The sequence below is a fragment of the Nocardiopsis suaedae genome, assembly GCF_027706745.1.
GTDB classification, from domain to species: domain Bacteria; phylum Actinomycetota; class Actinomycetes; order Streptosporangiales; family Streptosporangiaceae; genus Nocardiopsis_A; species Nocardiopsis_A suaedae.
Window position 1 is genome coordinate 1 of record NZ_JAQFWP010000031.1, and the last position, 20,511, is coordinate 20,511.

Genomic DNA, 20,511 nt, shown 5'->3' on the forward strand with positions numbered 1-20,511 from the left:
CCGGGGCCCGCACGGGTGTCGCTGAGCGCGCTTCCCGGGCCCCTCACTCCTTAACGCGGAGTATTCGCCCAGGTCATGGCCCTGTCGGGTTCGGTGCGGGCCCGGCGGGGGCGGGTCCGGGTGTCGGAGAGCGCGAACCCCGGCCCCTTCGTCTCACCATGCGGGAGCTTCTCGCCGGAGGGGTGCACGTTGGTTGAGACCGCCCCCCCGGGGCCCGGCTGCCGGGCGCATCCCGGCGCCCCCTCCCTCCCGGAGGGACGGGGCGCAGGCCCAACAGCCGCCGGGAACGCGAAAAGGCCTCACCTTCCCGGCCGCGCCGCCCCCGCCTCGCACTCCAACGGCCCGCCGCCCGGTAGGCAAGCTCGGGGAACCGCCCAGCTTCCGCCGTCGCCGCCCATCACCGGGACCACGCGCACGCCCGACAGCCGACAGCGCTACCGCAAGGCCCGCTGACCTGCGTCGTCGCCGCCGTTCGCCTCGCGCCCCGGCGGCCCGCCGCCCGGCTGGGGCCCTGGCGCGCCTGTCAGGAGGCCGCGCCGTCGGCTGATCCGCCGTCGCCCGGCTCCTCGTCCCCCGTCGCCTGGTCCGGGTCTCCGGCCATGTGCGCGCGGACCATGCCCAGGAGCGCGTTGGACCCCTGCAGGTTGGCCATGAGGCGGTCGAGCGTCATCAGCGCCAGGCCCTGCTCGGGGTCGCCGAGGACGAGCAGCTTGGTCCCCGGCGTGATGCCCAGGTCGCGCCGGGCCTGCGCGGGCAGGGAGATCTGGCCGCGCTCGCTCACGGTCACCGCGCCGTAGAAGCCCCGGCCCCCGGGGCCGTACGCGGCCGTGCCGTCCGCCGCCATGTCGCCACCGCCCTCCCGTGCGCATGATCTGCAAAGCGTATCAAGCCGAACATGTCCGCAACCGGTCACCGAGGACGGCACATGATTTACACGTCATAGCATGTGGTTCATCCACCTGGCGGAAGGAGGCGCCGTGACCGCCACCACGACCCGGGCCCCGGCCCGCGCCCTGGCCCCCGACCTCGCCCGGGGCGCCATGCTCCTGGCCATCGCCTGTGCCCACGCCCCGCTGTTCGTCGCCGACATCGACCGCGGCCCGGCGCCGGCCGACGCGGCCGCGCTCGTCCTGCACGAGGTGGCCGTGGGCAACCACGCACGACCGCTGTTCGCCTTCCTGTTCGGCTACGCGCTGGTGCAGATGCTCGACCGGCGCACCGCGGCCGGCGCGGAGCCCGCGGGGGTCCGCCGCATGCTGCGCCGCAGGGGCGGGTGGCTGGTGGTGTTCGGCGCCGTGCACACGCTCGTCGTGCCGATCGACATCCTGGCGGTCTACGGAGCGGTGTCGGTGGCGCTGGTGGGCCTCCTGCGCGCGAAGCGGCGGACGCTGCTGTGGACCGGGTGCGCACTGCTCGTGCCCGCCACGCTCTCGGTCGGCATGGGGATGTGGCAGGCGATGTCCCAGGGCGTGTGGACCTTCGAGATCGGCGCCGTCCCGCCCGCACCGGACGGCCTGGCCGATGTCGCGGGGCGGATGCAGGCCTGGGTCTTCTCCCTGCTGTTCGGCGGGATCGCGGTCGCTCCCCCCATGGTGTTCGGTATGTGGGCGGCGCGATCGCGCCTGCTGGAGGAGCCCGAGCGGCACCGGGCCCTGCTCGTGCGCGCCGTCGCCGCCACCCAGGCGGTCTCGGTGGCCGGGGCGCTCCCGGCGGTCCTGGTGCACCTGGGCGTGTGGGCCGACCCCGCGCCGTGGCTGCTCTGGACGGCCGCCCTGCTGCAGCCGCTGACCGGGTTCTTCGGCGGCATGGGCCTCGCCGCGGCGATCGCCCTGGCCGCGATCGCCGCGGCGCGCTCCGGCGGCCCCCTGACCACCGCGCTCCAGGCGCTGGGGCAGCGGTCGATGACCTTCTACCTGTTCCAGAGCGCCGCGTTCCTGCTGGTCTTCAGCCCCGCCGCCCTGGGGCTGCGGGACGCCGTCGGCCTGGCGGGCGCCTTCGGCGTCGCCGCCGCGGTGTGGCTGGTGTCGCTGTGCGCCGCCGACCTGATGCGCCGTGCCGGACGCCGGGGCCCGACGGAGGTCCTGCTGCGCCGCCTCACCTACCGGTGACCGCCTACCGCAGGGCCAGGAACTCCTCCAGCCGGGCGGCCGTGGCCTCCGGAAGCTCCTCCTGCAGCAGGTGGCCGCAGTCCAGGGCCTCCCCCTGCACCGCGGCCCCGGACACTTCGCGCCAGGTGGCCGCGACGTCGTAGAGCCTTCCCACCGTGCCGCGCCCTCCCCACAGGGCCAGCACGGGACGCCGCAGGAGGCGCCCCTCCCGCGCGTCGGCGGCGTCGTGCTCCAGGTCGACGGTGGCGGCGGCCCGGTAGTCCTCGCAGACCGCCCGCACCGTGTCCGGGTCCCGGTAGCAGCGCAGGTACTCGCGGGCCAGATCCGGCGCGGGGACGCCCCCGGTCGCGCTCTGGCCCCGCAGGTGGGCCTGCAGGAACTCCTCCGTCGCCCCCGCGATCATCGTCTCGGGCAGGGGCGCGGGCTGGATGAGGAAGAACCACCAGAAGTACCGGGTGGCGAACTCCCGGTCGGTGCGGGCGTACATGGTGGCGGTGGGCGCGATGTCCAGGACGGCGAGCCGCTCGACCGCGTCGGGGTGGTCGAGGGCCATGCGGTGGGCGACGCGCCCGCCGCGGTCGTGCCCGACCACGGCGAAGGACGTGTGGCCGAGCGCGCGCATGAGGCGCACCTGGTCCCGGGCCATCGCGCGCTTGCTGTAGGCCAGGTGCGCCCCGTCGCTCGGCGGCTTGCCGGAGTCGCCGTACCCGCGCAGGTCCGCCGCGACCACCGTGAACCGTTCGGCCAGCCTCGGCGCCACCTCCCGCCAGGTGGCGTGGGTCTGCGGGTGCCCGTGGAGCAGCAGCACCGGCGGACCGCTCCCGGCGGTCGCCGCCCGGATCCTCAGCGGCGGACCGCCGTCGGCGGCCACCTCCACGTCGGAGGCGGTGAAGGAGGGGAGGAGCGTCGTGGGCCCCGTCACGCGGCCCCCTTCACCGCCGCCGCCACGGCCGCGCCGAGCGAGGCGGTGGTGCCCTCGCCGCCCAGGTCGGGGGTGAGCGCGGACCGGTCCCCGGCCAGCACCTCCTCCACGGCGCGCAGCACCGCGGCCGCCGCCTCGGGCTCGCCGAGGTGGTCGAGCATCATCGACGCGCTCCAGATCTGGCCCACCGGGTTCGCGATCCCCTTCCCGGCGATGTCCGGAGCGGACCCGTGGACCGGCTCGAACAGGCTGGGGTAGCGCCGCTCGGGATCGATGTTGGCGCTGGGCGCGATGCCGATGGTGCCCGCGCAGGCCGGTCCCAGATCGGAGAGGATGTCGCCGAACAGGTTGCTGGCCACGACCACGTCGAACCGCTCCGGGTGGAGCACGAAGTGCGCGGTCAGGATGTCGATGTGGTACTGGTCGACGGCCACATCCGGGTACTCGGCGGCCATGGCCGCGACCCGCTCGTCCCAGTAGGGCATGGTCTGGGAGATGCCGTTGCTCTTGGTGGCCGAGGTCAGGCTCGCGCGCTCCCGGCGCCGCGCCAGCTCGAAGGCGTAGCGCAGGATGCGGTCGACGCCGGTGCGGGTCATCACGGTCTCCTGCACGACCGTCTCGCGCTCGGTGCCCTCGAACATCCGGCCGCCGATGGCGCTGTACTCGCCCTCGGTGTTCTCCCGGACGACGTAGAAGTCGATGTCGCCGGGGCCGCGCCCGGCGAGCGGGCTGGTCACCCCGGGCATCAGGCGCACCGGGCGGACGTTGGCGTACTGGTCGAAGCGGCGGCGGAACTGCAGCAGGCTGCCCCACAGCGACACGTGGTCGGGGACGGTGTCGGGCCAGCCGACCGCGCCGAGGAAGAGCGCGTCCCGGTCCTTGAGCTCCTCGAACCATCCGTCGGGGAGCATCGTGCCGTGCCGCTGCCAGTACTCGGCGGAGGCGAAGTCGTACTCGGCCAGGTCGAGCCCGATCCCGAAGGCGTCCGCGGCGGCGCGCAGCACGCGCACCCCCTCGGGGACGACCTCCTTGCCGATGCCGTCACCGGGGATGACGGCGATGCGGTACCTGCGGCTCATGCTGCTGCTCCCTTCCCGGGTCCGTGTCCGGACCGAAAGTACCGGGCAACAAAGCGTGGGAGAATGCCGTGCCGCGCAACGTTCCCTTGCCTGGTGGGAAAGAAGGCGATGAGGTCCCTCTCCGACATCGACGACCTGGAGTTCTTCGCCGCGGTGGCGCGGTCGCCGAGCCTGACCGCGGCCGCCCGCGAGTGGGGCGTGACCCTGTCCGCCGTGAGCAAGCGCCTCACCCGCCTGGAGGAGCGCCTGGCCGCCCAGCTCGTCCGGCGCAGCACCCGCAGGCTCACCCTCACCGAGGCGGGCGAGCTGTACGCCTCCGGTGCGCGCGGCATCCTGCAGGACCGCGCCGACCTAGAGGAGCGGGTCGGCCGGTCCTCCGGGCGGCTGCGCGGCCCCATCGCCCTGCACTCCACCATGGGTCTGGGGCGCCGCCACGTCGCCCCGCTGCTGCGCGCGTTCGCCGACGCCCACCCCGGGGTCGCGGTGGAGCTCACGCTGTCCGAGCACGCCTTCACCATCGCCGGGTCCGGCTACGACGCGGCGATCCGGGTCGGCCCGCCGCCCGACGCGCGCCTGCGCCTGCGGCGGCTGCACCCCAACCGGCGGCTGGTCTGCGCCGCCCCGTCCTACGTGGAGGCGCACGGCGCGCCGCGCTCCCTGGCGGACCTGGCCGACCACAACTGCCTGGTCATCAAGGAGAACGACGCCGACTTCGGCGTGTGGCGGTTCGGCACCGGCCCCGACGACGAGACGGCGGTGCGGGTCACCGGCGACATGGCGAGCAACGACGGCGAGGCCATCGTGGGCTGGTGCCTGGACGGCCGCGGCCTGATGATGCGGTCGGCATGGCACGCCCTGCCGCTGGTCCGCGAAGGCCGGCTGGTGCAGGTGCTCCCCGGCGTCCCGACCCCGCCCGCCGACGTGTTCGCGGTGACCGACGCGACCGCGTTCCTCCCCCGCCGCACCCGCGCCCTCCTGGACCATCTGGCCGACGGCCTGGCCGGACGGCTGGAGGGAGGGTGAGGGGTCACCCCCGCAGCAGCGGGAGCCCTTCCTCCAGGGGGCGCAGGGCCTCCCGCACGCAGGCCGCGTAACCGTCCTCCCCGGCGCTGAACGCCGCCTCCTCGGCGCCCAGGCGCAGGGCCGCGTTGAGGGCGGCGGCGTGCACCCGCACGGCCAGGTCGTCGGCGGGGCGTCCGGCGCGTTCGGCGAGGATTCCGGCGAGGACCTCCTCGGCCTCGCGGTGGACCTCCATCCACACCGCCCTGATCCCGGGCTCGGTGCGGGTCATCCGGATCAGGGCGGTGACCGGGCCGGCCGCCAGGGTCTCGCCAGCCGAGGCGGCCCGGGACTCCAGGTGGGCGACCAGGCCGGTGCCGGGCGGCCACGTCCGCAACCACCCGGCCATCGCCTCCAGGCCGGACGTGAGCAGCGGCCGGACGCACCCCTCCTTGCTGGGGAAGTAGCGCCACAGGGTGCGCGCGGAGATGCCGATCGCGGCGGCGATGTCCTCGCCGGTGGTGCCGGCGACCCCCTTCTCGGCGAAGAGCGCCGTGGCGGCGCGGGCGATCTCGGCGCGCACGGCCTCCCGGCGGCGCGCGCTCATCGGCGGGCGCCCCCGCGTCCTGGTCCCGTCCGGCACCGGTCCGGCCCTCCTCTCGTGGGAGGCCCAGCCTAGCCGCGCCCCGCCCACGGCGAAAAAATGTCGCTCAACGCCAATTAGACATAGAGTGACAGATAAGAGCACCGCGATCGAGGAGGCCGCCATGCGGACCGGACTGGAAGGCAAGAGCACCGTCGTCACCGGGGGCGGGTCCGGCATCGGCCGGGCCGCCGCGCTGCGCTTCGCCGAGGAGGGGGCGCGCGTCCTCATCGCCGACCTCGACGGGGAGGCCGCCGAGAAGGCCGCCGAAGAGGTGCGCGCCCTGGGCGCGCAGGCCGGTGCCGTCGTCGGCGACCTGAGCCGCCGGGACGTCGCCGACCGGGTCACCGCGACCGCGCGGGAGCGCTTCGGCGGGGTCGACGTTCTGGTCAACAACGCCGGGATCATGGACGACATGTCGGCCGCCGCCGACGTCACCGACGAGATGTGGGAGCGGCTCATCCGGGTCAACCTGACCGCGCCGTTCCTGCTCACCCGCGCCGTCCTGCCGGGCATGGTGGAGCGGGGCTCGGGCGCGATCGTGTTCACCGCCTCCGAGGCCTCGCTGCGCGGCAGCGCCGCCGGGGCCGCCTACACCGCCTCCAAGCACGGGGTGTCCGGGCTGGTGAAGTCCACCGCGGTGATGTACCGCGACCAGGGGATCCGGGTGAACGCGGTGGCCCCCGGCGGCACCGCCACCAACATCACGGTGGACGCGGCCGCCGACGCGGCCGGTCCGCGGGCCCTGGCCCCCTACATGGCGGGCGTCGGCCGGGTCGCCGAGGCCGACGAGCTGGCCGCGGCCATCGTGTTCCTGGCCTCGGACGCGGCGAGCAACATCAACGGCGCCGTGCTGCCGGTCGACAACGGCTGGTCGGCGGTCTGAGGGCTCACGCCGCCCGGAGGCGGTCGCGCAGGCGCCGCGCCACACCGCCCATCAGCGCCTCCGCCTCCGGCTGCACGATGGCCGCCACCCGCGACTCGGTGAGCGCGGCCACCGCGTAGGTCCCGCCTCCGTCGTGCTCGACCACGCCGATCTCATGGCGCAGGTTCAACAGCGTGCCCGTCTTGGACGACCACACCGTCGCGTCGGAGGCGAAGTCCGGGGTGAGGCGCTGCCGCATCAGGTTGGCGCCCATCAGGTCCCGTACCCGCGCCGCCGTCCACTCCGGGAGCGCGCGCGGCCGCCACAGCTCCTGCAGCAGGTCGGCGTAGGCTCGGGCGGACCCGGCGCTGGCCCGGGTCACGTCGAGCTGCGGGACGCTGTGCCCGCGCCCCTGGGTCCCGGCCTCGATGGCCAGCCGCTGCGCCAGGTGGGCATCGGACCGGGCCAGGTGCGTCTCCGGGGTGTCCCGCATGTCCCGCAGCGTGTTCCGGATGGTGACGCCCGACAGGCCCAGCCCCTTGAGCAGCTCGGCCACCTGCGCCGGGGGTGTGAAGGCGAAGAGCGCCTCGGCGGCGGCGTTGTCGCTCACCGCCATGCTCAGGTAGAGCAGGTCCTCCACCGCGACGCGCACCGGGTGGCGGAACCGGCTGATCCCGGTCGGGCCGGGCACGGCGTCCAGGCCCGGCGTCAGCACCACCGTTTCGGCGCCGTCCAGCTCCCCGCGGCGGATGCGCTCCAGCACCGCCATCGCCAGCGGGATCTTCACCAGCGACGCGGTACTGAACTCCAGGTCGGGCTCGATCCCGATCTCATCGCCCGAATCCAGGTCGCGCACCAGGAACGAGCCGCGCAGGCCGCCGTCGTCCAGCTCCTCGCGCAGCCGTCTCAGGAAGGCCTCCTCGCGCACACCGCCTCCTTCACCCCGTGTCCTCGTCTCCCCTGTCTCCCGCCGGGTCGCCCAGGCACCGGGCGATCCCCGTGCGCAGCGGGCCGCGCAGCCGCCCGGGGTCCTCGCCCCCGCTGGTGGCCGCGTCGAACCCGCGCGCCAGGTCCTCCTCGCCCACCGGGCGCCAGTGCAGCCCCAGGTCCTCGGCCTGGCGCTCGGACGCCAGCAGCAGGTCGCCGCCGTCGAGCACCTCGGCCAGCGCCCCCGCCAGCGTGCGCGCCACCGCCACCTGCGCCGGGCGCAGCCCGACCCGGTCGCGCAGCCGGAACACCCGGTCGCGCACGTGCGGCACGTCGTCCTCGGGCTGGATCCACAGCCGGCGCGGCCGCCCGGCGGCGCCCGCGCGGCCGACGCGCAGCGTCTCCAGGTACACCGCCCCGCCGTCGGGCGCGGCCACCGAGGCGACGCCGAGGGGGACCCGCCACACCGCCTCGGCCTCGGGGACGGCGACCAGCGCCGCGCGCACCTCCTGCGAGCGCAGCAGGTCGGTGCGGGTCGCGGGCGGCGCCGCCTGCAGGTCCAGGCGCAGGCCCAGACGGCGGGCGCGCACGTCCAGCCGGGCCAGGTCGGCGGTGGTGCACACCTCCGGGACGGCGAGCCGCAGCGGGGCGTGCCGGGCCTGCTCGGCCGCGTCCTCCATCGCCTCGGCCAGCCGGACCAGGCGGCGCGCGGGCGGCAGCATCTCCCGGCCGAAGGGAGTGAGCCGCGCCCTGCGGCTCGACCGGTCGAACAGCCGCCCGCCCAGGTGGCGCTCCAGGGCGGCGATCCGTCTGCTGGCCACCGGCTGGGCCACCCGGGCGGCGGACGCCCCCAGGGTGAAGCTGCCCTGCTCGCTCACGTGAACGAACGCCCTGCAGGCGGCCACCAAGTCCATGGCCTCACCCTATGCCGGATCGGCATGGAACGGGCCGTTTCCGTCTTGGACAGCATCCTGCGGACGGGCCAGACTGCTGCGCAGGGTTCCCGGGGCCCTTCCGAACCGCCGATGACGTCGTGGATGAGGAAGGCCGAACCATGCTGATCGAACGTGCAGTGCCCGTGCTCCTGGCCGCGGCGGTGTGGCCCGCCGCGACCGCCTGCGCTCCGGCGGAGGAGGCGGCCCCGACGGGGGGCGCCTCCGAGGCGTCGGGGGCGGACTCCTCGAAGGCCGACGACGAATTCGCCGACCTGGAGGAGGAGTTCGGCGCCCGCCTGGGCGTCTACGCCCTCGACACCGGAAGCGGTGAAGAGGTCGCCTACAACGCCGACCAGCGCTTCGCCTATGCCTCCACCTTCAAGGTTCCGGTGTGCGGTGCCGTCATGGAGGAGCACTCCCTCAAGGAGATGGAGGAGACCGTCGTCCACTTCGACGAGGAGGACCTCGTCACGTACTCGCCCATCACGGAGAAGCATGTGGACTCCGGGATGACGCTGATGGAGGTGTGCGACGCGGCGCTGCGCTACAGCGACAACACCGCCGCCAACCTCCTGCTGGAGGAGATCGGCGGCCCCGAGGGCTTCCAGGATGCGATGCGCGAGCTGGGCGATGACACGACCATCTCCGCCCGCTGGGAGACCGACCTGAACGAGAACAAGCCGGGCGACGAGCGCGACACCACGTCCCCGCGCGCGTTCGCGGGCAACCTCCAGGAGTACGTGCTCGGCGATGTGCTGAAGAAGAAGGAGCGCGAGGCCCTGGCCGACATGATGGTCCGCAGCACCACGGGGGACACGCTGATCCGGGCCGGGGTGCCGGAGGACTGGAAGGTCGGCGACAAGTCGGGCATGCCCGGGTACGGCGGCCGGAACGACATCGCCGTGATGTGGCCGCCGGAGGGCGACCCGATCGTGCTCGCGGTGTACTCGACCAAGGACACCGAGGACGCCGAGTCGGAGGACGCCCTGGTGGCGCAGGCGGCGGAGGTCGCCGTCGACGCCCTGGAGGACTGACCCCCGGCTCCCCGGAGAGGGGGCGGCGGGCGCCGGCCTGGCGGCCGGCCGGCGCCCGCCGCGGGGCGGGACTCAGCCCGCCCGGCCGGTGAGCTCGTATCCGGCGTCGTCGACCGCCTTGGCGATGAGGGCGTCGTCCGGCTCCCCGTCGGCGGCGACGGTGACGGTCCCGGCCTCCAGGTCGACGTCGACCGAGCGGACGCCGGCCAGGGCGCCGACCGCCTCGGTGACCGCCGACCGGCAGTGCCCGCAGGTCATTCCGGAGACGGAGTAGACGGCGGCGCCCTCGGGCGCGCTCGGGGCGGCTGTCGAGCAGGAGCCGTCGGGGGTGCAGCAGGACGACATGGTTCGTTCCTCCCGTGGGTCGCGGAGCGGTGGCCGTGGGCGCCGACCGCCCTCTCTTTATACCCCTACCCCCTAGGGGAATCAACGCCGGACCGCGGGTTCTCCCCGCGGAACCCCCGCTGCGCAGCCGCGACCCCCGCATACCCCTCATGGGTACCTGCGGCGATCACGCTTGGTAAAGATGGGGACAAGAGGGGTAAAAGAGGGAGATGACCCAACGACGTTCCCCCCGCCGTGCGGCCACGGTGGCGGCGCTCGCCCTCGCGGCCGCCGTCGTCCCGCTCCCCGACGCCCCACCCGCCGGGACCGCCTACGCGGCCGTCGCCCCCGCCTCCGACGAGCTCCGCGCGGGCGACTCCGGCCCGGCCGTGGAGGCCGTCCAGGAGCGCCTGGCCGACCTCGGCTACTGGACCGACGGCGCCGACGGCGAGTTCGGCACCGAGACCGCCCTGGCCGTGCAGGCCCTGCAGAAGGCCGCCGGGATCGCCCGCGACGGCATCGTCGGCCCCGACACCCGCGCCGCCCTCGACGAGGGCGTGCGGCCCTCCGCCTCGACCTCCGAGGGCCGGGCCGTGGAGATCGACCTGGACCGCCAGCTCCTGATGACCGTGGAGGACGGCGAGGTGCGGCAGGTCTTCAGCACCTCCACCGGCTCCGGCGAGCCCTACACCTCGCGCGGCGAACGGCACATCGCGACCACCCCCGCCGGCAGTTACCAGGTCTTCCGCGACGTCGACGCGTGGGACCCCGGGCCGCTGGGGGCGCTGTACCGGCCCAAGTACTTCAACGGCGGCATCGCCGTGCACGGCTACGGCTCGGTGCCGCCCTACCCGGCGTCCCACGGCTGCGCGCGGGTGAGCCTGAAGGCCATGGACCGGCTCTGGGAGAGCGGCTACCTGGACGTGTACGACACGGTCCTGGTGCGCTGACCCGCCTCACGTCCGGCGGTGCGGGTCCTCCCCGCGCCGCCGGACCGCCGTCCCCACGTCCATCCGGGCGCGCTCCGCGGCGAGCCGCTCCAGCGCCTCCGCGCGCGTGACCCGGCTCGGCGGCGTCGCCAGGCTCACCGCCACCCCGCACACCCGCGCCGCCGCCATCGACGGGAAGACCGGGTTGCCCCAGAACTCCGTCCACGCGGCGACCCCGTTCACCGCCAGCGCCGCGGCCGACCCCCCGGCCATCGCGGCCAGGCCGCCTTGCCAGGTGGCCCGCTTCCAGAACCGGCCCAGCAGCGAGGCGACCAGCAGGCCGGTGAGCACGGTGGAGACCATCATCGTGATGTAGTCGATGACCGTGGTGGCCAGCAGTGCGAAGGCCAGCGCCAGCAGCAGCACCCCGGCCAGGCACAGCCGCGACAGGCGCACCATGTCCTCGGCCCGAGGCAGGCGGCCGGTCACCAGCTGGGCCACGTCGCGCAGGAGGACCGTGGTGGCCGCCACCGCGTCGGAGTCGCCCGAGGACATCGTCGCCGACAACCCCGCCACCAGCAGGAACGCCCCGACCCACACGGGGAACAGGGTGGTGGCCAGGTAGGGGAAGGCCATGTCCGGGTTGTCCAGGCCGGGGTGCAGCGTGCGGGCGGCCATCCCCGCCACCGCCGGGAGCAGGGCGAACACGGCGAACAGGCCGCCGACCCACAGGAAGCTCCGCCGCACCGTGGCGGTGTCCCGCGACGAGTAGATCCGCTGCCGGTAGGAGGGGGTGGCCAGCACCCCCACCGCGACCACGGCCGCCAGCGACAGGGCCGGGACCGGGCCGAGCGCCCCGACGCCCAGGAAGGAGGCGGCCTCCTCGGGGACGCCCGCGGCCAGCCCGGCCGGGCCGCCCGCGGCGGCCAGCGCCAGCACGGCCAGCACCGTGAAGCCCACGAAGAGCACGGTGCCCTGCACCGCGTCGGTGACGACCACCGCGAGGTAGCCCCCGACGACCGTGTACAGCCCGAACCCGGCCGCAACCACCACCTTGGCGAGCTGCGGGTCCATCCCGGTCAGGTAGGACAGGTACAGCGACCCGCCCAGGATGTGCGCGCCGAGCCAGCCCACCGAGGCCAGCACAAGCACCACCGAGACCACGCCCTTCACCGCCCGGCTGGCGCCGTAGTAGTAGGCCATCTCCTCGGAGAAGGTCATGAAACCGTGCCGGCGCACGTCGGCGAAGAGCACCGTCAGCAGCAGCACCCCGGCCGCGCCGCCGATGCCGTACAGCGCACCGGCCCAGCCGTTCTCGTAGCCGAACCCGACGGCGCCCAGGCTGGAGCCGGTGCCCACGAGGGTCGCCAGGGTGGTGCCGAGCAGCAGCGGGGTGCCCAGGCTCCGCCCGGCGAGCAGGAAGTCCTCCCCGCTGCGCGCCCGGCGGGCCACCCACACGCCCAGGCCGAGCATGGCCGCCAGGACCGCGAGCAGGACGGGAAGGTAGACCGGAGAGGAGAGATCGTCCGCCATGGGCAGCCATGGTCACGCCGGACCCCGGAAGATGGGACCCCCGGGAGGAAACGTGCTGCAGTGCACAAACCCGTAGTGCAACGGGACCGCGGGGAAGGGGAGGGCGGAGCCGCAGGGAGGTTCCCCGCGGTGCGGGTCCACGTGGGGCGGCTCGGCGGGTTCCCCGCTGACGGACCCTGCCCGTCTGCCAGGCCACCGGGGCGTGGGGGAGGGCAGCGACGACGAAGGAGGGCGGCCCTACCTGCGACGTTGCCGGCTACCGGGTGGGTGCGTGTCCGGGTGTTCGGCGGCGACGGCAGAAGCGGGACGGTTCCCCGGCCCTGCTTGCCGAGTGGCGGGTTCCTCGCGGTGTGGGTGGGCGGGGCGGCTCGGCCGGTACCCCACTGACGGGCCCCGGCCGGGCGGCGGGGCCCCGGGGTGCAAGGTGGTTGGCGGCGACGACGAAGGGCACCGGCCCTACCTGCGGGTCGGTCGGCCGCCGGGCGTGTGCGTGGTCACCGCGATGGGCAGCGACGGCCAGAGCCGGGCGGTTCCCATGGCCTGGTTGCCGTCCGCCGGGCTGCTCGCGGTGCGGGTGGGCGGCGGCTCGGCCGGTACCCCGCTGACGGACCCCGGCCGGGCGCCGGGCCGCCGGGGCGCCCTCCTCGCGATGATCTCGACGAAAGTGCTGTCATTCCGGCGGTTTTGGCAGCACTCTCGTCGAGATCATCGCGCGAGTGGCGAGGCGGTGGGCGCCCTTGTTGATCTCGGGGAAGTCGGGGTTGAAACGGACATCTTAAGAACGGGTTCCCCGAGATCATCGCGGAGGGGGCCGAGCGGGGGGCGCATACCGGGCATACCGGGCGCGGCGGGGAGGGGCGGCGATCCCGCGTGGCGAAAGGGACGCTTCTCGAGTGATGGGGCGGCGGATCTGCCGCGCGGGATGGCCCCGGGCCGCCTGTGGCGTCCGGAAGGCGGGTTCTGGCCGAGCCGCTACCCGCCGAGTGTCCGGTTCGCCGGGTTCCCGGGGTGCCGAGGCCCCTCCTGCGCCCTGTTCGACGCCCGGGGCGGCGGCGCGGGCGGCGGGGGTGCGCGGTCATCGCGATTCCAGAACACGTTCTGCCTCTAGGAAGGCCCCAAACGGCACCCTGTAGCCGTTTACCGCCCCTATCGTCACCGCGTGTAGTCGATATCGGCCAGGAGTGACCCTCGGGCGCCCGGCGGGGGTGCCCAGGTGCCCCTGGGCTCGCTCTGGCGCGCGAGGCGAACACCCCAGACGGGCGCGAACCGGGCATTTCGTTTCCAGAACGTGTTCTGGAATCGTCGACTTCGTACGCCCGGAGCCCGCGCGGGCATCGCTGAGCGCGCTTCGCGGTCCCCTCACCCCTTAACGCGGAGTGTTCGCCCAGGTCATGGCGTTGCCAGGTTCAGGGCGGGCCCAGCGGAGGCGGTTCCGGGCGTCGGAGAGCGCGAACCCTGGTCCCTGCGTCTCACCATGCGGGAGATTCTCCGCCGAGGGGTGCACGTTGGTTGAGACGGAGCCCGGATCCCGGCCGCCGGGCGTATCCGGGCGCCCCCTCCCGCCCGGAGGGGCGGGGCACAGGCCCGGCAGACGCCGGGAACACGAAAAGGCCTCGCCTTCCCGGCCGCGCCGCCCACCTCCACCGCGAGGGGCCGGACGGACCCGCCCCTCGCCGGTACCGTCAGGTGGCCCGAGGGCAGCGAGGGTGGTGCTTCCACCACGCGATCACCCTTCGGATGGTTCGTTCACCGCGCTCGATCGGCCGGGTCGCCTCCGCCCAGGGCACCCGGACCCGGCCCCACCCGCGCCGCCCCTGTCCCCGCCTCGCGCCCCGACGGCCCGCCGCCCAGCCGGAGCCCACGAGCGGGGAACCAGCCGAGCCGCCCACCCCCCGCACCGCGAGGAACCCGCCGCCCGGCAAGCAGGCCCCGGGAACCGCCCAGCTCACTCCGTCGCCGCCGTTTCCCCTGCACCCCGCTGACCTGCCGGACGGCTGAGGCCCGGAGTGGGGGACCAGCTTCGCCGTCGCCGCCCAACACCCCGACCACACACACGCCGCGCGGCCGACCGACCCGCAGGTAGGGCCGCCGACCTTCCTCGTCGCCGCCGTCCACCTCGCACCCCCACGGCCCGCCGCCCGGCTAGAGCCCACGAGCGGGGTACCGGCTGGTCCCGTCGTTGCTGCCGTCCACCCCGCACCCCGGTGGCCTGGCGGACGGCCAAGGCCCGTCAGCGGGGAACCAGCCGAGCCGCCCACCCCCCGCACCGCGAGGAACCCGCCGCCCGGCAAGCAGGGCCGGGGAACCACCCCCTCGCGCCCTCGCCGCCCTTCGCCGCGACCGCTGACACGCCGCGCGACCGCCGACCCCGCCACGCAGGTGGCGACTCCCCAGGTAAGGGCACCCCCTCCCCTCCCCCGGCAGGGGCACCGCCTCTCCGGTATCGGGCTCAGGTTCGGCCGTCGCTCCATGCTCTCCAGAGTTCGGCGTAGCGGCCGCCGCGGGCGACCAGGTCCTCGTGGGGCCCCGACTCCACGATGCGGCCCGCCTCCATCACCACCACGCGGTCCGCCTCCACCGCCTGGGGCAGGCGGTGAGCCACCACCAGGGCGGTCCGCCCCTCGGTCGCCGCCAGGGCCGCGCGCTCCAGGTTCCGGGCTCCCGCGCTTCCCGCCTCGGCGCTCGCCTCGTCCAGCACGGCCACCGGCGGGTCGGCCAGCACCAGCCGGGCCAGCGCCAGCAGCTGGGCCCGGTCGGCGGTGAGCCGCATCCCGTTCTCCCCCACCGCGGTGGCGATCCCGTCCGGCAGCCCGAGCGCCCACGCCCGCGCGCCGACGGCCTCCAGCGCCTCCAGCACCCGGTCGTCCCCGGCCCCCGGGTCGGCGATGCGCACGTTGTCGGCGAGGGTCCCGGAGAACACGTGCGCCTCCTGGCTGACCAGCACCACGTGGCGGCGCAGCACGTCGCGGGGCACCCGGTCCACCGGGGCGCCGCCGACCAGCACGCCGCCGCCGGCCAGGGCGATCCCCCCGGCCACCGCGCGGGCCAGGGTGGTCTTGCCCGCGCCGCTGGCGCCGACCACCGCCACCCGCTCGCCCGGGGCGACCTCCAGGTCCACCCCGTCGAGCACGGTGGGCCCGCCCTCGTACCGGTGCACCGCGCCGCGCACCTCCACCCCGGCGTGCGCGGGCCGGGCGGGCTCGTCGGGCTCGGGCGGCTCGGGCAGGTCGAGCACCCCGGCGATGCGGGCCAGCGACGCCCCCGCCGACTGCACGTCGTCGAAGGAGGTCAGCAGCGCCCCGAACGGGTCGAACAGCCGGTGGAACAGCAGCGCCGCCGCGGTGGCCGCGCCGACCGTGGCCGCGTCGGCGGCCACCAGCCAGAAGCCGACCGACAGCACCGCCGCCAGCCCGACGAACTCGGCCGCGTTCATCCCCCCGATGAACCGGGTGAACAGCCGGAACACCCCCACCTCGGTGTCCCGGGCCGCGGCGGAGCGCTCGGCGATGAGGGCGGTGCGCCGCTCGCGCAGCCGGTAGGCGTCCACGGTGGCCGCCCCCTGCAGGGTGCCGACCAGCGCCTGGGCCCGGTCGCCGAGCTGCGCGCGCTGGCGGGCGTACATCGGCGCGGACTTCGGCAGGTACCAGCGCAGGGCCAGGGCCTGCACCGGCAGGGCGCACGCCCCCGCCAGCCCCAGCCGCCAGTCCAGGGCGGTCATCCCGCTCAGCGCCATCACCACCAGCACCAGCGAGGTGAGCACCATCGGGGCGCGCTCGCGCACCACCTGCGAGGTCTCGGCCACGTCGTCGCCGACCCGGGAGAGCAGGTCGCCGGGGGCCAGCCGGGAGAGCTCCTCCTCGGGCAGCCGCATCGCCCTGCGCATCACGGCCTCGCGCAGCCGGGCCAGGACCGTCTCACCGGTCCGCGCGAGCAGCACCGATTCGAGCGCCGACAGCACGCCCCCGGCCAGCGCCGCGCCCGCGATGACGGCGGCCGGGACCAGGACGCCGCGCGGCCCGGCGCCTTCGGTGACCGCGTCGACCAGCAGCCCCAGCGCCCACGGGCCGGCGAGCACGCAGGCGTTGGCGGCGACGCTGGCGGCGACGGCCGCCGCGCCGACCCGCCCCGCCGCACGCACCTGCCGGGCGACCACGGCCAGGGTCCGGCGGCCGGAGGCCACCGGGAGCGTTCTGTACGTCACCGCAGCACCGCCTCGGCGTACCGGGGGTCGCTCGCCGCGAGCCCCGCGTGGGTGCCCTCCGCGACGACCCGTCCCTCCGCCACCGCGACCACCCGGTCGGCGCGGGCCAGCAGCGCCGGGCTGGAGCAGACCGCCACCGTGGAGCGGGGGGCGCCGCCGTGGCGCAGCTCCCGCAGCCCGGCGGCGACCGCCTCCTCGGTCACCGCGTCCACCGCGGTGGTCGGATCGTTCAGCACCAGCACCGGCGGGTCGGCCGCCAGCGCCCGGGCCAGGGCCACCCGCTGGCGCTGCCCGCCGGACAGGGTGGTGCCCCGGTCGGTCACCGCGGCCTGAAGGCCGCCGGGGACGGTGCGCACCACCTCGTCGGCGGCGGCCGCGCGCAGCGCGGGCCACGGGTCGGCGCCGGGGTCGGCGCCGGTGAGCACGTTGCCGGCCAGGGTGCCCTCGAAAAGGTCCGGCTCGTGCGGCTCCACCAGCACCCGGGCGCGCACCTCCTCGGGCCCCAGCGCCTCCGCCGGGACCCCGCCGACCAGGTAGGCGCCGCCGTGGGCGGAGGCGGGCACCCGCGCGGCCAGCACGTCGGCCAGGGCCCAGGCGTCGGCCGGGTCGTAGCAGACCACCCCGACGTACTCCCCCGGCCCCACCCGCAGGTCCAGGCCGGCCAGGGGGCCGCCCACGCCCTTCAGCTCGACGGGTGCGGTGCCGCGCCCGCCGTGCTCCCCGCACCGTTCGGCCGCCCCGGGCTCGCCCGCGTCCAGCCGGAAGGGGGCGTGCAGCACCTTCTCCAGCCGCCGCGCGGAGGCCCGGGACCCGGCCAGTTCCATGGCGGCGTAGCCCACCTCGCGCACCGGCTCGGTGAGGAACTGGGCCAGGCCCACCACGGTGACCAGCTCGCCGACGCTGATCCGGCCCTGCAGCGCGAACACCCCGGCTCCGACGGCCACCGCGGCCAGCAGCAGCCCCCCGGCCAGCCCGGTGGCGCCCTGGTACAGCCCCCGGGGCACCGCGGCCCGGAGCGCGCCGCGCAGCGCACCGGCGCTGGCGTCGGCGTAGCGCCGGGCCGCCTGCTCCTCGGCCCCGGCGCCGCGCAGCGCGGGCAGGCCGCGCACGAGGTCCGCGGCGAGCCCGGAGGCGCGGGCCAGGGCCTCCTGCTGGGCGGCGGTGCGCCGGGTCAGCACGGGGCCGATCAGCTGCACGATGGCGACCAGCACGGGCACGCCCACCAGCACGCCGCCGCCCAGCACCGGGTCGATCCGCAGCAGCACCACCGCCGCCACGGCCAGCCCGACCACCGACCCGATGACGCCGGTGAGGGGGTGCAGCGCCTCGGCGGTGCGGTCGGCGTCGGTGGTGGCGACGGTGAGCAGCTCACCCGCGCCCAGACCGGTGGCGGGGGCGCGGGGGTCCAGGGCGCGGTCGGCGGCCTCCACGCGGAGCCGGTGCGCCTCGGTCTCCGCGGCGCGCGTGACGGAGCGCGCGCCGAACCGCCACGACAGGGTGAGCGTCGCGAACAGGGCGGCCAGCCCGGCCACCGAGGCCGCGAGCGCGACGGGGTCGCCGGTGGCGACCGCCCGGTCGATGACCAGCCCGATGGCGACCGGCACCAGCGTCTCGCACACCTGGTACAGCGTGTGGCCCAGCGCGCCCACCGCCATGGCGCGGCGGTTCCGCCGCACGGCACGCCTCAGGGGCGATTCGGACATGTCCCTCCCCGGTCGACCAAACCCGGTTAGGTTATCCTCACCGCCCCGGTGCAGCCCACCGGTTTTCGGCCCGGCGCGGGGCCGTCCCCGTCCGCCGCCCCGTCCGGAGCGGCCCGGCGGCGCCGGGCGAGAAAAAATCTTCCGTGCTGGAATTCGCCCGGACGCACCCCCGCACCACAGCGGACCTCCCCTTTCTCGCTGCAGGGACCCCGTACGCATCGACGGAATTCGATGCCTTCGGCGCACCCGCGGCGCTCCCCGCCCACCCCTTCCCACCTGCCCCCTGACCAGGAATTCCTTCGCTCCGCCATTCTTGATCATGCCCCGACCAGCGGATACGGCGAACGCGATAACCAACATGCACCAGACCGCCATAATCCGTTACCATCACCCCACTCCAGCCAAATCATCATGTTCGTCACCAAAAGACGAAAAAGAGAAAACGCCGCCGGGGACTCGGGAAGGCGAGGGCGTGACGACGGGGCGAGAACAGCGGTCGGGGCAGTCGGAACCGGACGAGGTCGTGGAGAACGTGGCCCGCGTCCACCAGGAACTGGAGGAGAGAAGAGAGCGCGAGGGGGCGCTCAACGGCCTGATCGACACGGTCCGGGAGCTGGCCGAGCAGCAGTCCCGGACGGACCTGGAGCGGATGCTCACCCGGCGCGTGCGCCTGCTGCTGGGCCTGGACGCAGCCTTCATCGGGGTACAGGCGGCCGACGGCTCCCGGGTGGTGCGCGCACCCGACGGCCACGTGTCCACCATGCTCAACATGGGCATGGCCACCCCCGCCGGGGTGGGCCTGGGCAGTTGGGCACTGCAGGCCAACGCACCCGCCTGGACCGCCGACTACCTGGCCGACGACCGCTTCGAGCACGACGAGGTCATCGACGACGTGATGCTCTCCGAAGGGCTCCGCGGCCTGATCGCGGTCCCCCTGGCCCGCGATCCCGCCTCCTCGACCACCCTGTACGCCGGCGCGCGCAGCGCCCGCTCCTTCACGCCCGAGGAGGTCTCCCTGGCCAGCACCCTCGGCCAGGTCGCCGGGGCCCTGCTGCGCCGCTCCGCCGCCCTGGATGAGGCCGAGGCCGCCCGCGGGGAGCTGCAGCGGCGGCTGGAGCGCGCCGAGGCGCGCGCCCGCGAGGGGCTCCCCCCGCTGCTCGACCGGCTGCTGTCGTCCGTGCTCGGCGGCGCCGAGCTGTCCGCGCTCGCCGCCGAGATCGCCGAGCGCTTGGCGGCCGCGGTGTGCGTGCGCTCCGCCGACGGCCGCGAGCTGGCCCGGGCCGGTACCCCGGACCGCGGCTGGCCCGACCCCGAGGACGTCCGCCGCGCCGCCCCGTGGACCCGCCCCACCGGCGGCCCCGTCGCGGTGGACCGGCGCACCTGGGCGGCGCCGATCCGCGCCGGGGCGGACGACTTCGGGCTGCTGCTGGCCGTCTTCGAGGAGCCGGGCGCCGCCGACGCGGCCGAGCGCGTGCGCGCCGCCGCCACGGCGCTGTCGGTGACCGCCCTGCTCCGGGTGCACGGACCGATCTCCGAGGCGCAGATCCGCGATGAGCTGCTCAGCCAGCTCCTGACCGAGTCCACGGCCACCGACCCGCAGGCGGCGCGCAGGCGCGAGCAGCGCGCCCGCCACCTGGGGATCGAACTGGCCGAGCCGCACGTGGCCGTCGCCGCCGAGTGCGGGCCGGGAGAGCCGTCCGCCTCCGTGCTGTCCTGGGCCGACGCCTACGCGCGCCGCCGCGGCGGGCTGCGCACCGTGCAGGGGGAGCGGCTGGCCCTGCTGCTTCCCGGCGGTGATCCGGGGGCCGCGGCGGCCGAGGTCGCCGCCGAGCTGCGCCGGGTGTGCGGCCGCCCGGTCAGCGCGGGCGGCGCGGGCCCGGCCTCGGGCATCGAGCAGGCGCGCCGGGCGCACGAGGAGGCGCTGCGCACCCTGGAGGCGCTCGGCGCCCTGGGCCGGGAGGGGGCCGCGGCATGCGCGCGCGACCTCGGCTTCTTCGGCGCCCTGCTGTCCGACCGGCGGGGCGTGGGCGAGTTCGTCGACGCGGAGCTGGGGCCGCTGCTGGCCTACGACCGCCAGCACTGTACCGAGCTGGCCGGGACCCTGGAGGCCTACCTGGCCACCGGGGGCAGCCCCACGCACGCCGCCCGGCGCCTGCACGTGCACCCCAACACCGTCTCGCGCCGCCTGGAGCGCATCGGCGACCTGCTCGGCCCCGACTGGCAGGACCCGGAGCGGGCGATGGAGCTGCACCTGGCCCTGCGCCTCACCCGGCTGCGCGAGCTGGTCAGCGCCGACACCCCCGGCTGAG

At 75.7% G+C, this 20,511-nt stretch carries 16 protein-coding genes; 6 read left to right on the forward strand and 10 right to left on the reverse strand.

The window, feature by feature from the left end:
• Positions 1-523: 523 nt before the first annotated feature.
• On the reverse strand, positions 524-844 hold the full coding sequence (locus O4U47_RS16830) for an AbrB/MazE/SpoVT family DNA-binding domain-containing protein (RefSeq protein WP_270678823.1): 321 nt from the start codon (positions 842-844) through the stop codon (positions 524-526).
• A 100-nt stretch (positions 845-944) separates the two neighbouring features.
• On the opposite strand from O4U47_RS16830, the gene O4U47_RS16835 reads away from it, so the two are divergent.
• Positions 945-2,108, forward strand: a complete 1,164-nt coding sequence (locus O4U47_RS16835) for a DUF418 domain-containing protein (protein ID WP_270678824.1) — start codon at positions 945-947, stop codon at positions 2,106-2,108.
• A gap of 4 nt (positions 2,109-2,112) precedes the next feature.
• Here the strand turns inward: O4U47_RS16835 and O4U47_RS16840 are convergent, their stop codons facing one another.
• Together O4U47_RS16840 and O4U47_RS16845 are read right to left on the reverse strand one after the other, a co-directional pair.
• A complete protein-coding gene (locus O4U47_RS16840; RefSeq protein ID WP_270678825.1) occupies positions 2,113-3,030 on the reverse strand; it encodes an alpha/beta fold hydrolase in 918 nt (305 codons plus the stop codon).
• On the reverse strand, positions 3,027-4,109 hold the full coding sequence (locus tag O4U47_RS16845) for a tartrate dehydrogenase (RefSeq protein ID WP_270678826.1): 1,083 nt from the start codon (positions 4,107-4,109) through the stop codon (positions 3,027-3,029). The genes O4U47_RS16840 and O4U47_RS16845 overlap by 4 nt, the downstream gene beginning before the upstream one ends.
• Before the next feature lie 108 nt (positions 4,110-4,217).
• Between O4U47_RS16845 and O4U47_RS16850 the strand changes: the two genes are divergently transcribed.
• Complete coding sequence (locus O4U47_RS16850; protein ID WP_270678827.1) at positions 4,218-5,132, forward strand: LysR family transcriptional regulator; 915 nt, start codon at positions 4,218-4,220, stop codon at positions 5,130-5,132.
• Between the two features lie 4 nt (positions 5,133-5,136).
• On the opposite strand, the gene O4U47_RS16855 is transcribed toward O4U47_RS16850, so the two are convergent.
• Positions 5,137-5,715 carry a TetR/AcrR family transcriptional regulator gene (locus O4U47_RS16855; RefSeq protein WP_270678828.1) on the reverse strand — a complete coding sequence of 193 codons (579 nt, stop codon included), beginning with the start codon at positions 5,713-5,715 and terminating at the stop codon, positions 5,137-5,139.
• 160 nt (positions 5,716-5,875) lie between these two features.
• Here O4U47_RS16855 and O4U47_RS16860 point away from each other — a divergent pair, with 160 nt between their 5' ends.
• Positions 5,876-6,637 carry an SDR family NAD(P)-dependent oxidoreductase gene (locus tag O4U47_RS16860; RefSeq protein ID WP_270678829.1) on the forward strand — a complete coding sequence of 254 codons (762 nt, stop codon included), beginning with the start codon at positions 5,876-5,878 and terminating at the stop codon, positions 6,635-6,637.
• Positions 6,638-6,641: 4 nt separating this feature from the next.
• Here the strand turns inward: O4U47_RS16860 and O4U47_RS16865 are convergent, their stop codons facing one another.
• Both O4U47_RS16865 and O4U47_RS16870 read right to left on the reverse strand, forming a co-directional pair.
• Positions 6,642-7,544, reverse strand: a complete 903-nt coding sequence (locus O4U47_RS16865) for a serine hydrolase (RefSeq protein WP_270678830.1) — start codon at positions 7,542-7,544, stop codon at positions 6,642-6,644.
• 10 nt (positions 7,545-7,554) lie between these two features.
• The gene (locus O4U47_RS16870; protein ID WP_270678831.1) at positions 7,555-8,457 is read right to left on the reverse strand and encodes a LysR family transcriptional regulator; all 903 of its coding nucleotides are present in this window, start codon (positions 8,455-8,457) and stop codon (positions 7,555-7,557) included.
• A gap of 140 nt (positions 8,458-8,597) precedes the next feature.
• On the opposite strand from O4U47_RS16870, the gene bla reads away from it, so the two are divergent.
• Entirely contained in the window at positions 8,598-9,512 is a 915-nt protein-coding gene (gene bla, locus O4U47_RS16875) for a class A beta-lactamase (RefSeq protein WP_270678832.1), read from the forward strand.
• Between the two features lie 72 nt (positions 9,513-9,584).
• Here bla and O4U47_RS16880 read toward each other — a convergent pair whose 3' ends face one another.
• Positions 9,585-9,857 (reverse strand): heavy-metal-associated domain-containing protein, encoded by a 273-nt coding sequence (locus O4U47_RS16880; RefSeq protein WP_270678833.1) that lies wholly within the window; start codon positions 9,855-9,857, stop codon positions 9,585-9,587.
• Between the two features lie 209 nt (positions 9,858-10,066).
• Here O4U47_RS16880 and O4U47_RS16885 point away from each other — a divergent pair, with 209 nt between their 5' ends.
• The gene (locus tag O4U47_RS16885; protein WP_270678834.1) at positions 10,067-10,786 is read left to right on the forward strand and encodes a L,D-transpeptidase family protein; all 720 of its coding nucleotides are present in this window, start codon (positions 10,067-10,069) and stop codon (positions 10,784-10,786) included.
• Between the two features lie 6 nt (positions 10,787-10,792).
• Here the strand turns inward: O4U47_RS16885 and O4U47_RS16890 are convergent, their stop codons facing one another.
• The 3 genes from O4U47_RS16890 to O4U47_RS16900 form a co-directional block, all read right to left on the reverse strand.
• Positions 10,793-12,298: a sodium:solute symporter family protein gene (locus O4U47_RS16890; protein ID WP_270678835.1), complete on the reverse strand. Its 1,506-nt coding sequence runs from the start codon at positions 12,296-12,298 to the stop codon at positions 10,793-10,795.
• Between the two features lie 2,449 nt (positions 12,299-14,747).
• Positions 14,748-16,499 (reverse strand): ABC transporter ATP-binding protein, encoded by a 1,752-nt coding sequence (locus tag O4U47_RS16895; protein WP_270678836.1) that lies wholly within the window; start codon positions 16,497-16,499, stop codon positions 14,748-14,750.
• Positions 16,496-18,202, reverse strand: a complete 1,707-nt coding sequence (locus O4U47_RS16900) for an ABC transporter transmembrane domain-containing protein (protein WP_270678837.1) — start codon at positions 18,200-18,202, stop codon at positions 16,496-16,498. Before O4U47_RS16900 ends, O4U47_RS16895 begins: the two co-directional genes overlap by 4 nt.
• 472 nt (positions 18,203-18,674) lie before the next feature.
• On the opposite strand from O4U47_RS16900, the gene O4U47_RS16905 reads away from it, so the two are divergent.
• Entirely contained in the window at positions 18,675-20,510 is a 1,836-nt protein-coding gene (locus O4U47_RS16905) for a helix-turn-helix domain-containing protein (protein ID WP_270678838.1), read from the forward strand.
• Position 20,511 lies beyond the last annotated feature (1 nt).